At 63.8% G+C, this 12,523-nt stretch carries 11 protein-coding genes and 1 pseudogene; 9 read left to right on the top strand and 3 right to left on the bottom strand.

Translation table 11 applies throughout. The features are described from left to right. Window positions 1-178 precede the first annotated feature (178 nt). Window positions 179-325 (top strand): annotated as a pseudogene (locus GM910_RS26015) (helix-turn-helix domain-containing protein); the annotation flags it as partial. Window positions 326-582: 257 nt separating this feature from the next. On the opposite strand, the gene GM910_RS26010 reads toward GM910_RS26015, so the two are convergent. Beyond that, window positions 583-1,287 carry a GntR family transcriptional regulator gene (locus GM910_RS26010; protein WP_159593652.1) on the bottom strand — a complete coding sequence of 235 codons (705 nt, stop codon included), beginning with the start codon at window positions 1,285-1,287 and terminating at the stop codon, window positions 583-585. A gap of 227 nt (window positions 1,288-1,514) precedes the next feature. Between GM910_RS26010 and GM910_RS26005 the strand changes: the two genes are divergently transcribed. The 8 genes from GM910_RS26005 to GM910_RS25970 all read left to right on the top strand — a co-directional run bounded on the left by GM910_RS26005 (window position 1,515) and on the right by GM910_RS25970 (window position 10,875). Continuing rightward, complete coding sequence (locus GM910_RS26005) at window positions 1,515-2,300, top strand: class II aldolase/adducin family protein (RefSeq protein WP_159593650.1); 786 nt, start codon at window positions 1,515-1,517, stop codon at window positions 2,298-2,300. Window positions 2,301-2,390: 90 nt separating this feature from the next. Next, window positions 2,391-3,938, top strand: a complete 1,548-nt coding sequence (locus GM910_RS26000; RefSeq protein WP_159593648.1) for an ABC transporter substrate-binding protein — start codon at window positions 2,391-2,393, stop codon at window positions 3,936-3,938. 146 nt (window positions 3,939-4,084) lie between these two features. Next, the gene (locus GM910_RS25995) at window positions 4,085-5,056 is read left to right on the top strand and encodes an ABC transporter permease (RefSeq protein ID WP_159593646.1); all 972 of its coding nucleotides are present in this window, start codon (window positions 4,085-4,087) and stop codon (window positions 5,054-5,056) included. Then, window positions 5,053-5,892: an ABC transporter permease gene (locus GM910_RS25990; RefSeq protein WP_159593644.1), complete on the top strand. Its 840-nt coding sequence runs from the start codon at window positions 5,053-5,055 to the stop codon at window positions 5,890-5,892. Before GM910_RS25995 ends, GM910_RS25990 begins: the two co-directional genes overlap by 4 nt. A gap of 11 nt (window positions 5,893-5,903) precedes the next feature. Further along, window positions 5,904-7,523 carry an ABC transporter ATP-binding protein gene (locus GM910_RS25985; RefSeq protein WP_159593642.1) on the top strand — a complete coding sequence of 540 codons (1,620 nt, stop codon included), beginning with the start codon at window positions 5,904-5,906 and terminating at the stop codon, window positions 7,521-7,523. 34 nt (window positions 7,524-7,557) lie between these two features. After that, the gene (locus GM910_RS25980; RefSeq protein WP_159593640.1) at window positions 7,558-8,853 is read left to right on the top strand and encodes an ArgE/DapE family deacylase; all 1,296 of its coding nucleotides are present in this window, start codon (window positions 7,558-7,560) and stop codon (window positions 8,851-8,853) included. After that, window positions 8,846-9,811, top strand: coding sequence for an NAD(P)-dependent oxidoreductase (locus tag GM910_RS25975; protein ID WP_159593638.1), 966 nt, complete (start codon window positions 8,846-8,848; stop codon window positions 9,809-9,811). The genes GM910_RS25980 and GM910_RS25975 overlap by 8 nt, the downstream gene beginning before the upstream one ends. A 20-nt stretch (window positions 9,812-9,831) precedes the next feature. Next, entirely contained in the window at window positions 9,832-10,875 is a 1,044-nt protein-coding gene (locus GM910_RS25970; protein ID WP_159593636.1) for a histone deacetylase family protein, read from the top strand. A gap of 16 nt (window positions 10,876-10,891) precedes the next feature. Here the strand turns inward: GM910_RS25970 and GM910_RS27510 are convergent, their stop codons facing one another. Continuing rightward, a complete protein-coding gene (locus GM910_RS27510) occupies window positions 10,892-10,996 on the bottom strand; it encodes a hypothetical protein (RefSeq protein ID WP_246226377.1) in 105 nt (34 codons plus the stop codon). A gap of 433 nt (window positions 10,997-11,429) precedes the next feature. Further along, window positions 11,430-12,431 carry an IS110 family RNA-guided transposase gene (locus GM910_RS25960; protein ID WP_159593634.1) on the bottom strand — a complete coding sequence of 334 codons (1,002 nt, stop codon included), beginning with the start codon at window positions 12,429-12,431 and terminating at the stop codon, window positions 11,430-11,432. Window positions 12,432-12,523: the final 92 nt, after the last annotated feature.

Raw genomic sequence — 12,523 nt, 5'->3', positions numbered from 1 at the left:
CTCGTCGAAATCCACAAACAGGATGCGGCGCGTGACGCCCAGACCGCGACCGCTAAACCCAAGCCTGGGTCCTGATCGGCCGGTTACGATTCATCGGTGTTTTGCGTCCGACCGCCGCCAAGGAGATTACGAACTTCACCGCGACCACCGCGGCGATCTCTCAAGACTTGTTTTCAGGCGCTGGCGGCGCGTCGATCTGCAGAAGGTTATCAAGGAGCGCTTCGGCGTCGACTATCACGAGCGCCATGTGTCGACCCTTTTGAAGAAGCTGGGCATTTCCCACATGAGCGCCCGGCCGCGTCACGTTTTCAATCGTGTAGGTGTGGACCACGGTGCCGTTTTCGAAGCGGGCATATTCCTTGGCCGAATGCTACACGGTGTCGTGCTTGGCGTGTTCGGTTCCTCTATGCGGATCAAAGCGATTGGAACGATCAGCGAAAACCTTGTCGGCATCCTCGACCATCTCGGCCCCCCACCAGGACGAAGCAGTCTGAAAGGCCATTCCGCAAGGGATCATGCAGTGGCCCCAGAACCGGGCAATAGATGGGAAAAAGCGCGTGGCCCTACCGCTCCCTGCGCTGCTCAACCGCAGTGCCAGACCGGGCCATTTTGGGCGTCGGTGTCGTCTTTCTCGATCCTGTGGAACAAAGCCACGACCGCCTCCTGCGCCACGGTGATGTGGTCGCGTAGAGCTTCGAGCAATTCTTTGCGGTCGCCCTTTTTCAACGCCGCCACAATGGGCTCGTGGGTTTCGGCAATCCGGTGCGGATCATCATAGAGCTTGCCGATCAGCGTAATACCTGCGCGCATCTCGGTGGCGAGTTCGTCATAAACCTTGACGAGGCGGGTATTGTGGCTTGCCGCGCACAACATGCGGTGGAAGGCGAAGTCCTCGAATATCTGACTCTCCGCGGAGCCCGCATCGGCCAGCCGGTAGAGCTTTTCGATCTGCCGCTCGAGCCCAGCAACCTCCGCTTGGCCGATTCGCTCTAGTGCAAGACTAGCTGCATGCAGTTCGAGGCCGATGCGCAATTCATAAATGTCACGCAGATCGACAGCAGTTAGCGTGCGAACGAAGAAGCCCCGACGCGGGCTGAAGACGACGAGGCCCTGGCTTTCCAGAAGGCGGGCGGCCTCGCGCACAGGTGCGCGACTAGTGCCGAACTCGCGCGACAATTGCAGCTCCGTCAAGCGCGTGCCCGGCTTCAGCCGGCCGGTGACGATGGCTTCGGTGATCTGTCTGGAGATCTGCGTCACCAGATCGGTGGTTGAGATTTCGGAGAACATGCTTTCCGCTATGATTTCCCTTGTCAGTGACCTTCTCAAAAATCTGCCGGTCAGAGCTCCACTGAAGGATCATTATTACAGGAAGCGGTGCCGATTGTCGACAAATTGACAATTATGTGATGCTATGGTTGCTTGTCGCAACGTCAAACTCGGCCCGATGGGCTGGGCAATCACGAAGCAGATCGCCCACATGCGCGACAGCGGTCGCGGCGGGCAGGGGAAAGTCGATGAGCGTTCAACCGCAGTTTGGAACCGATACGGCCGGCGCCGCAGGACAGCCGCGCGAGCGCGTCGAGCTTGCCGCGGCCTACCGGCTGATCGCGCATTACCACATGGACGACAGCATCTTCACCCACATCTCCAGCCGCGCGCCGGCGGAGGAGGGGGAGCATGCCTTTCTCATCAATCCCTTCGGTCTGCGCTTCGATGAGGTGACGGCCAGCAGTCTGGTGACCGTCGACATCGATGGCGCCATCCTGCGCGACGAATACGGCGCCGGCATCAACAAGGCCGGCTTCACCATCCATAGCGCCGTGCATGCCGCCCGCCCCGATGTGCATTGCGTGCTGCACACGCACACGGTGGCGGGTGTTGCCGTCTCCTCCCTGGAGGAGAGCATCCTGCCGCTCAATCAATGGTCGCTTCAGTTTTTCAACCGCATAGCCTTCCACGATTACGAGGGGATCGCGCTAGACCTTTCAGAGCGGGAGCGCCTGGTGACCGATCTCGGCGACCGCAAGGTCATGATCCTGCGCAACCACGGTCTTCTCACCTGCGGACGCACGGTGGGCGAGGCGTTCGCGCTGATGTTCAATATGGAGCGCGCGTGCCGGGCGCAGCTCGCCATCATGTCGTCGGGCGGCGCCCCGCGGGTCATCGACCGGGAACTCGCGGAAAAGACCGCCCGCCAGTACGAAGGCTGGGACAAGCATCACGCGGGCAACAAGCCGGATCCGCAATGGGACGCCTTCCAGCGTCTCGCCATCAAGCATTATCCCGACCTCCTGGACTGAACGGGGCCAGGCAGGAACACAGCAAAGCCATCGGCGGAAGAAGAGGCGAAGGCCCGTGCCGCCCGCGAAACCAAGGGGAACATGAAAGCCATGCTGAAACGACTGTCGCTACTTGCCGCCGCACTCTTCGTCTCGACGGCGCTCCATGCCGAGCCGGTTACGGGCGGGCGCGCCAATGTCGTCATCCAGCCGGAGCCGCCGAGCCTGATGGTCGGGCTGGTGCAGAACGGACCCACGCAGATGGTGGCCGGTAACATCTACGAGGGCCTGTTGCGCTACGACACGGACCTGAAGCCGATGCCGCAGCTCGCCATGTCCTGGGAGGTATCCGAGGACGGGCTGACCTACACCTTCCACCTGCACGAGAACGTCAAATGGCATGACGGCGAGCCCTTTACCGCCGCAGACGTGGTGTTCTCGGCCGACGTCTTCCTGCGCGAGACCCATCCGCGCCTGCGCGCTTCGCTCGAGCATATGGAGGAGATCAGCACGCCGGACGACCACACGGTGGTCTTCAAGCTGAAGCAGCCCTTCGGGCCATTCATCGGCATCTTCGAGGTCGGCACGATGCCGATGATCCCCAAGCACATCTATGAAGGCACGGATTTCGCCAACAACCCCGCCAACAACACGCCCATCGGCACCGGGCCCTTCAAATTCGCAGAATGGGAAAAGGGCTCGCACATCCTGCTGACGAAGAACGAGGACTATTACGAGGAGGGCAGGCCCTATCTCGACGAGATCTACTGGCACGTGATCCCCGACGCGGCCTCGCGCGCGGTCGCCTATGAAACCGGCGTCGTCGACGTCCTGCCCGGCGGCTCGATCGAGAATTTCGACGTGCAGCGCATCGCCGATATGGAGAACACGTGCATCACCGACAAGGGCTGGGAATATTTCGGCCCGCACTCCTGGATGTGGCTCAATAATCGCGAGGGACCGACCTCGGACGTGCGTTTCCGCAAGGCGGTGATGTATGCCATGGATCGCGAATTCGCCCGCGACGCGCTGTGGAACGGGCTCGGCAAGATCGCCAACAGCCCCGTCTCCTCCTCCACGCGGTTCCACACGGACGACGTGACGGAATACGCCTATGACCCGGACAAGGCGCGCGCCCTCTTGGAAGAGATGGGCTATGACGGCACCCCGGTGCGCCTTCTGCCGCTGCCTTATGGCGAGACCTGGCAGCGCTGGGCCGAGGCCGTGAAGCAGAACCTCGACGAGGTGGGCATCAAGGTCGAGATCGTCGCTACCGACGTCGCCGGCTGGAACCAGAAGTTGGCCGAGTGGGACTACGACATCGCCTTCACCTATCTCTACCAGTATGGCGATCCGGCGCTGGGCGTTGCGCGGAGCTACGTTTCGACAAACATCGCCAAGGGCTCGCAGTGGAACAATGTCGAAGGCTACGTCAATGAGGACGTGGATGCGCTGTTCGAGCAGGCCGCCGTCGCCGTGACGCCGGAGGAGCGGCAGGAGCGCTATACCAAGGTACAGCAGGTGCTGACCGACGAGGTGCCCGTGGCATGGCTGCTGGAGCTCGGCTTTCCGACCATCTATCGCTGCAATGTGAAGGATCTCGTGACGACGGCCATCGGCGTCAATGACGGCTTCAAGGACGCCTATATCGAGAAATAGGCGCGAACCGCTGATTTTGCGGCGCTTCACGTCGACCCCACCCAAGCCCCTCCCACAAGGAGGAGGGGAGCGAGGTTGCGCATGTGGGAGGTGTTGGGCGCGGCCTGAGCGATCTTTCCATTCGCACGCTGTACGTTAGAGGTCCGATGCTACGCTTCATCCTCATGCGGCTGGTGAAGGCGGCGATTATCCTGATCGCAATCCTCACGCTGAACTTCTTCCTCATCCACGCGGCACCCGGCGATCCGGCTGCGGTTCTGGCGGGAGAGGCGGGGGCGGCCGACGCACAATTCATCGAACAACTGCGCGAGCGGTTCGGTCTCGACAAGCCGCTCCTAACCCAGCTCGGCATCTATCTGGGCGGCGTCCTGCAGCTCGATCTCGGCTACTCCTATCGTCAGCAGATGCCGGTGGCGGATCTCATCTTCGCCCGGCTGCCGGCCACGTTGCTTCTCACCCTTACCGCCTTCGTCATCGCGCTGGTACTCGGCACGCTGGCCGGCGTGCTGGCCTCGGCGCGGGTGGGCAAGTGGTCGGACACGGTGATCTCGACGCTGGCGCTCCTGTTCTACGCCACGCCGCTCTTCTGGGTGGCGCTGATGGCGGTGCTCGTCTTCTCGGTGTTCCTCAACTGGCTGCCGGGTTTCGGCTATGAGACGGTGGGTGCGAACTATACCGGCTTCAGGCGCGCACTCGATATCGCTCAGCACCTCATCCTCCCCGCCACCACGTTGGGGCTCTTCTTCATGGCGGTTTATATGCGCATGACGCGTGCCTCCATGCTGGAGGTGAGCCAGCTCGACTTCGTGAAGACCGCGCGGGCCAAGGGTTTGAAGCCGGGCATCATCCAGCGCCGGCACATCTTCCGCAATGCCATGCTGCCTGTGGTCACGCTGGCGGGCCTCCAGGCGGGCCAGCTCGTCGGCGGGGCGGTGCTGACGGAGACGGTGTTCGCCTGGCCCGGCATCGGGCGGCTGATGTTCGAGGCGCTGGCCCAGCGCGACTACAACCTGCTCCTTGGCATCTTCTTCGTCTCGGCGGCGATGGTGCTCCTCTTCAATCTCATCACCGACATCCTCTACCGGGTCGTCGATCCCAGGATCAGGGTGGCGTCATGAGCGATTTCTGGAAGCGCTTCAGCCGAAATCGCGGCGCAGTGATCGGGATCGTCATCCTCGCCGTGGTCGTTCTGGTGGCGATCCTCGCGCCCATGCTCTTTCCGCAATCGCCCTGGCGCATGGTGCAGCGCCCTTTCCTGCCGCCGCTTTCCATGAACCAGTATCTGCTCGGGACGGACGCGCTCGGCCGCGACGTATTGACAGGCCTTGCCTATGGCGCCCAGGTCTCGCTTCTCGTCGGTATCGTCTCGACAGTCGCGGCTCTCCTGGTCGGCATCCCCATTGGCGCGCTGGCCGGCTACTTCGGCGGGGCGGCGGACGATGTGCTGATGCGCTTCACTGAATTCTTCCAGACAGTGCCGAGCTTCGCGCTGGCCATCGTGCTGGTGGCGATCTTCGAGCCGAACATCCAGTCGATTATCGCCGCGATCGCCGTCGTGAGTTGGCCACCCGTGGCTCGCCTGGTTCGCGGCGAGGTGCTGTCATTGCGCTCGCGCGAATATATCGAGGCGGCGATCCTGTCCGGCCAGACGAGCGCGGCGATCATCTGGCGGCAGGTCCTGCCCAATACGCTGTCGCCCATCATCGTGCTTGCCTCGCTGATGGTGGCGACGGCCATTCTCTTGGAATCCTCGCTCTCCTTCCTGGGGCTGGGCGACCCGAACATGATGTCATGGGGCTACATGATCGGGGCCGCGCGGACGGTTATCCGGCAGGCCTGGTGGCTATCCTTCTTCCCCGGGGTGGCGATCCTTTTGACGGTGCTGGCGCTCAACCTCATCGGCGAGGGGCTGAACGATGCGTTGAACCCACGCCTGGCGCGGCGGGGGAAATAGGGGGCATGGCGATGACGGAACCGGTCCTCAGCATCGAAAACCTGACCATCGCCCTGCCGGAAGGGGCGGATCGGGCATTCGCCGTCGATGGTGTGAACCTGCAGCTCTTTGCCGGCGAGATCCTCTGCATCGTCGGCGAATCCGGCTCCGGAAAATCGATGGCGGCCAACGCCATGATGGGGCTGCTGCCGGATCTCGTGCGTCCGGTAGACGGCAGGATCGTTTATGGCAAGGTCGATCTTCTCGACAAGACGGAAGCCGAGCTGATGGACCTGCGCGGGCGCAAGCTCGCCATGATCTTCCAGGAGCCCATGTCGGCGCTTAACCCGCTCATGCGGGTGGAGGACCAGATCGCCGAGGTCTACGAGGCGCATCGGCTTCTGAGCCCGAAAACCCGGGCGGCCCGCGCCGTGGAACTCCTGACGGAAGTGGGCATCCCCGACCCGGCAAAGGCGGCAAAGGCATATCCGTTCCAGCTTTCCGGCGGCCAGCGCCAGCGCGTCATGATCGCCATGGCGCTGGCGCTCGAACCGGAGATCCTGATCGCCGACGAACCCACCACGGCGCTCGATGTCACGACGCAAGCGCAGATCCTGAAGCTCATCCGCGACCTGCAGCGCAAGCGCGGCATGGCGGTGATGTTCATCACCCACGATTTCGGCGTGGTGGCCGAGATCGCCGACCGGGTGGCCGTGATGCAGCTCGGCAAGATCGTGGAGACCGGAACAGCCGACGCCGTGCTGGACAATCCGCAGCATGCCTATACGCGCAAGCTCATCGCCGCCATTCCGAGGCTCGCCGCCGGCCAGGCGCCGGTGCGGAAGGAAAAGACGCCGGTTCTCGAGGTCGAAAGCCTCTCCAAGACGTATCGCACAGGCGGCGGCCTGTTCTCCAAGCCGCGTGTCGTGGAAGCGGTGAAGGATGTAAGCCTGCAGCTTGCCGAGGGGGAGACCTTGGGTATTGTCGGGGAGTCCGGCTCCGGCAAATCGAGCGTCGGGCGCTGCCTGGTGCGGCTGATGGAGCCGGATCAGGGCACGGTGCGGCTTGCCGGCCGGGACATGGCACACCTCAAGGGCGAGCGCCTGCGCGCGGCGCGGGGCTCGATCCAGATGATCTTCCAGGACCCCTATGCATCGCTCAATCCGCGCGCAAAGATCGGCCGCATCATCGCCGAGGGGCCGATGGCCCATGGCGTGGCGCGGCGCGAGGCCTATGAGCGCGCCGCACGGCTGCTCGAACTCGTCGGGCTGGATGTCTCGGCCATCGACCGCTACCCGCACGAGTTTTCCGGCGGCCAGCGCCAGCGCGTCGGCATCGCGCGGGCGCTGGCGCTCGAGCCGCGCGTCATCATCGCCGACGAAGCCGTCTCGGCGCTCGACGTCTCCATCCAGGCGCAGGTGCTGGACCTGCTTGCGGACCTGAAGGAACGGCTCGACCTTGCCTTGATCTTCATCACGCACGATTTGCGGGTCGCCGCCCAGATCTGCGACCGCATCGCTGTGATGCACAGGGGCGAGTTCGTCGAGACCGGGCCTGCGCACGACATCTTCAACCGCCCGCGGAATGCCTATACCCGTACCTTGATCGAGGCCATCCCCGGCCGTGAGAAGGAACTGGCGACGGTGGGTTGAAGAGGCGGGGGGTGAAGGAATTGAGGAAAAACCATTGGACGAAAAACTCGCGCAGGAAATCCTGGCTTCGGTCGAACGGGGTTTTGAAGATCAGATCGCGTTCACCGAGGACCTGATCCGCCTTCCCTCGCTGCGCGGGAAGGAAAAGCCGGCGCAGGACCTCGTCCACGAGGCGCTGGAACGGCGTGGCTACGCCGTCGAGACCTTTACGATCGATGTCGACAAGATCCGCGACCATCCGGGATTCTCCCCGGTCACCGTCGACTATTCCAATGCCGTAAACGTCGTCGCCACGCATCGTCCGCGCGAGGAGACGGGTCGATCTCTGATCCTCAACGGCCACATGGACGTGGTGCCGGAGGGACCGCACGAAATGTGGGAGGTCACGCCTCCCTTCGAGCCGAAGCGGGTAGGGGACTGGCTCTATGGCCGAGGCGGCGGCGACATGAAGGCTGGGATTGCTGCCAATATCTTCGCGTTGGACGCGCTGCGCCGGCTCGGCCTTCAGCCGGAAGCGCGCGTACATGTGCAAAGCGTGGTGGAAGAGGAGTGCACCGGCAATGGCGCGCTCGCCTGCCTGGTCGAGGGCTATACGGCCGATGCCGCCATCATCCCTGAGCCGGAGGACGAGAAGCTGGTGCGAGCCAATTGCGGCGTCTTGTGGTTCGACGTCCATGTGGCCGGCCATCCGGTGCATGTACGCGAGGCCGGCACCGGGGCGAATGCCATCGAAGCGAGCTTCCGCGTCATCGAAAGCCTTAAGAAGATGACGGAGACGTGGAACGCGGAAAGGGCGAACTATCCCTACTTCGCCGATCTAGACCATCCCATCAATTTCAACGTCGGCAAGATCAAGGGCGGCGATTGGGCCTCCACGGTGGCGGCATGGTGCAGGCTTTCCTGCCGCATTGCCATCTATCCCGGCGACGATCCGGCCGAGCGCGCGCGACGGATCGAAGAGCATCTTGCCCGGGACCTCGCCGGCGATGCCTTCCTCGGCAACCGCCCGCCGCAGATCACCTGGAACGGCTTTTTCGCCCGCGGCTACATACTGGAGGAAGGCGGGGAGGCGGAAGCCGCACTTGCCGAAGCGCACCGCCGGGCGACGTCGAGCGCGTTGGAGAGTTTCGTCACGCCGGGCTATCTGGATGCGCGGGTCTTCGTCATCTATGCCGGGATGCCCTGTCTCGTCTACGGCCCGGTGACGGAGAACATCCACGGCTTCGACGAGCGGGTGAGCCTTGCCTCCATCAAACGCGTGACCGGCGCCATCGCGCTCTTCATTGCCGAGTGGTGCGGGTTGGAGCCCGTCGAGGCCGGCCATGACTGATGGGCGCCCCATCGAGGGTGTCTATCTCAGCGGCGCGTTCGACCTGGAGGCGCTGTTCGGGCGCTATTTCGCCGCCCATTCGGACAGCGTGCGTCTGCGTCGTCCAGAAGAGATCGAGCGGCCGGAGGAGGTGCGCTTCGCACTGGCGTGGCTGCCGGCGGCAGATGCCTTCCGGCCTTATCCGAACCTGCGGCTCGCCGCCTCCATCGCGGCTGGCGTCGACAGCATCGTTCATTGCCCCAGCCTGCCGGAGGAAGCAGTCGTGACGCGTGTGCGCGATGAAAACCAGGGCGACCTGATGGCTGGCTTTGCCGCCTGGCAGGTCATCTGGCACCACCGCAACATGCGCTTCCACATCGATCATCAGGCGCGTGGCGAATGGGCGCGACGCAGCGTCGATGAATGTATCCCGCCGCGCGACTGCCCCGTCGGCCTTCTAGGCTACGGTCTCATGGGCAAGGCGATCGCCAGGGCGGTGACGGCGATGGGGTTCTCGGTCACGGCAGCGGTGCGCACCGCGCCGCCGGAGCAGGCAAACGGCATCACCTTCGAGACCGGGGAGGGCGCCATCCTGAAGACCGCGGCGCGTTCGCGCATCCTCATCAACGTCCTGCCGTTGACGCACGCCACGCACGGCATATTGAACGCCCGGCTCTTTTCCGCGATGCCGAAAGGTGCCGCGCTCGTCCAGCTCGGGCGTGGCGAGCATCTGGTGGAGGAGGATTTGAACCATGCACTCGCTAGCGGCCAGCTTGCCGGTGCCTCGCTCGACGTCTTCAGCCGCGAACCGTTGCCGCCCGACCATCCCTGGTGGCGCGATCCGCGGATCCTGGTCACGCCGCATCAGGCGAGCGACTGTTCACCTGTCCTCGTCGTCGCCCAAGTTTGCCGTGCCGCGCTCGACGTGGTGGCGGGAAGGCAGCCCGAGACGGCGGTGCACCGGGCGAACGGCTACTGAATGAACGGAAGGGGATCCGGGTGAAGGCGATTTTCGACGAGCGGCAGCTTCTCCACAAGCCCGGGCGCTATTTCCGACGCGGCGCCTATATCCCGCACCCCGAGCAGCCCGAGCGCGCCATCCTCATCCGCGACATGCTGGAGCGCAACGGCTTCCCGATTGAGCGCCCGCGCGACTTCGGCGAGGCGCCCATCAAGGCCGTGCACGACGCGGCTTATGTCGACTTCCTGAAAGACGCCTATGCCCGCTGGCGCGCGGCGGCGGGCGATGCAGAGCCGATACCGAACTACCATCCCGGCCGCAGGGCGGGCCGGCGGCCCTCCCAGATTTTCGGCCAGCTCGGCTGGTATGTCACCGATACCTCCGTACCGTTGACGCAAGGCCTTTGGGAGGCCGTCTACTGGTCCGCCCAGACAGCGGCGGAGACCGCTGAACGCGTGATGAGTGGCGAGCGGATGGTCTACGGACTGTGCCGCCCACCCGGCCACCACGCGCTCTCCGACGCCGCCAATGGCTTCTGCGCCTTCAACAACGCGGCGATCGCGGCGCAAAAATTGAGGGGGCGGTTTTCGAAGGTCGCCATCCTTGACATCGACACCCATACAGGCAACGGCACGCTCGACATCTTCTACGAGCGTGGCGACATCTTCTTTTGCTCCCTTCACGTCGACCCCGCCAACTATCCGACCTACTATCTGGGCTATGCGGACGAGTGCGGCGAAGGGGAGGGCGAGGGCGCGACGCTGAACCTTCTTCTGTCGCCGGGCGAGGGTGTGCAGACGATCCTGGCGCGCTTCGCGGAAGGGCTTGCCGCCATCCGCGCCTTCGGCGCCGAGGCACTCGTCGTCTCGCTCGGGTTCGACATGGCGGAGGACGATCCCCTGTCCGATGTGAAGATGACGGGCGAGGGTTTTGCCGCGATGGCACGCGAGATCGTGCGGCTGCGGCTGCCTACGGCGCTCGTCCAGGAAGGCGGCTATCTGGGGCCGTCTCTCGCCAGGAATGCGGAAATCTACCTGACGGCCAGCCGGGACGAGCTTGCCAAGGATATCCAAGAGATCTGACGCGCCGCGCCACCCGTCAGTCCGGCGCGTAACCGCGCAGGAAGAAGCGAATGTTGGCCGCAAGGGTTTCGGTAAGCTCGGTCTCGTCGAGCCTCTGGGTGGCGTAGGTGATGAGTGCCAGGAACTGGCGGGCGGCGCGGTCGGGATCGTCCAGCTTGAGATAGCCGGCGTGGCTAGCCGGGCCAGACGCTCCGCCAATGCGTCGGCGAGGGAAACGGTTCGTGACCTCTACCTCACCGCACGCGCAGCGGGTCGTCTAATCGCACGACCGTCAAGGGGGTAGGTGCAAGGCAGTCGTCCTTTTTTCCGATGCTCGTCCGTATGCCGGGTACAGGGGTCGTCTACGCGGTCGATACAAAGCTGATCGCCGCAGGATGAGTTTCGCAGGTGAGATCTTCCTATGTTCGTTCGTTACGCAATCTGCTAAACGAGGCAGTTGCTTCCCGCTTCGCGGAATGATCTCAGCCACGTCCCGGCAGGGACGGCTCGGTGCGTCCTGTAAGGACGCTATCGGTTGAATGGCCTGAAAGAATCGTCGCAGAGCGTCTGCAGGATCAGGCGGCGACGGGCGTTCCTCCGCGCGGATTGAACAGCTCGCCCGTCCGGAGCATTGCATGCATGATCACTGCCAGCTTGCGTGCCAGGGCCACGGCCGCGCGCTTGAAGCCGAGCCGGTCTTTCAGTTCCAACGCCCAAGTTCGCAGGGTGCTGGTATCCCTCGACCGGTTCAGGATGACTGCGGCCGCCTCGTATAGCAGTGCGCGCAACTGATTGTCGCCACGGCGCGAGATATGGCCGTCATGATCGACCTCGCCGGACTGGTCGCGCCTCGGGGTCAGGCCCACCCATGCACCCACGGCGCGCGAGTTCCTGAAGTTCGCCGGATCCTCCACGGCTGCGGCAAAGGCGGTGGCTGTGACGGTGCCTACACCGGGCACTGACATGAGCAGACGGCAGTGCTGGTCCTCACGCGCCATCGCGGCCAGCTGTTTGCTCAGCTCTGCTATTTGGTGTCGGATATTGCTCCATGCCCGAAGCATTGGCACAACGATGCGCGCCAGCTTTTCTTCGCCCTGCAGAAGCTCGCGAACGTTGCGCTCGAACACGCTGCCGGCGCCCTTGGGCACGACGAGGCCGAACGTCTTCATCAACCCGCGGATTTGGTTGGATATCTGCAAACGCATCTTAAGAAGCTGGCGCCGCGCGGTGATCACCGTGCGGATCAGCATGCTGTCGAACCCTTTGACCCGAACCTCTCGGTAGAAGCCGACCTCGGCCAGATGTGCCAAGCCATCGGCATCGTTCGCATCGGTCTTGTTCGCAGCCATGTCGAGCGCGGCTTTGGCATGCCGCGCGTCGATGCAGATCACCGGCAGACCCTCTGCCGTCAGCGCATGGTAGAACCACACCGACAGCGGCCCCGTCTCGAACACGATCCGCCGGACATACGGTGCGCGCTTGCGGATCACCGCCGCTAGCAGTTGCGGGTCGGACGCGCACTTGCCTCGCCAAATCCTCTTGCCGTCCTGCCGGATCGATATTGCCGTCTCTTTCATGGATAGTAGAGTAGGCGGCAAGCGCCGCGCCGCCTTTCAGCGACCGGTTTCTCACCGCCTCTCCCCGAACCGGGCATGCGCCTTTCGTTACG

The sequence above is a fragment of the Chelativorans xinjiangensis genome, from assembly GCF_009812055.1.
Taxonomy (GTDB): Bacteria; Pseudomonadota; Alphaproteobacteria; order Rhizobiales; family Rhizobiaceae; genus Chelativorans; species Chelativorans xinjiangense.
The sequence above is the reverse complement of the archived record's forward strand: the minus strand, read 5'-3'. Positions and strand labels throughout refer to the sequence as shown.

Excerpts from the sequence above, each read along its gene's own strand:
- GM910_RS26010 (WP_159593652.1), bottom strand. The coding sequence starts at position 1,287 with ATGTTCTCCGAAATCTCAACCACCGATCTGGTGACGCAGATCTCCAGA.
- GM910_RS26005 (WP_159593650.1), top strand. The coding sequence starts at position 1,515 with ATGAGCGTTCAACCGCAGTTTGGAACCGATACGGCCGGCGCCGCAGGA.
- GM910_RS26000 (WP_159593648.1), top strand. The coding sequence starts at position 2,391 with ATGCTGAAACGACTGTCGCTACTTGCCGCCGCACTCTTCGTCTCGACG.
- GM910_RS25995 (WP_159593646.1), top strand. The coding sequence starts at position 4,085 with ATGCTACGCTTCATCCTCATGCGGCTGGTGAAGGCGGCGATTATCCTG.
- GM910_RS25990 (WP_159593644.1), top strand. The coding sequence starts at position 5,053 with ATGAGCGATTTCTGGAAGCGCTTCAGCCGAAATCGCGGCGCAGTGATC.
- GM910_RS25985 (WP_159593642.1), top strand. The coding sequence starts at position 5,904 with ATGACGGAACCGGTCCTCAGCATCGAAAACCTGACCATCGCCCTGCCG.
- GM910_RS25975 (WP_159593638.1), top strand. The coding sequence starts at position 8,846 with ATGACTGATGGGCGCCCCATCGAGGGTGTCTATCTCAGCGGCGCGTTC.
- GM910_RS25960 (WP_159593634.1), bottom strand. The coding sequence starts at position 12,431 with ATGAAAGAGACGGCAATATCGATCCGGCAGGACGGCAAGAGGATTTGG.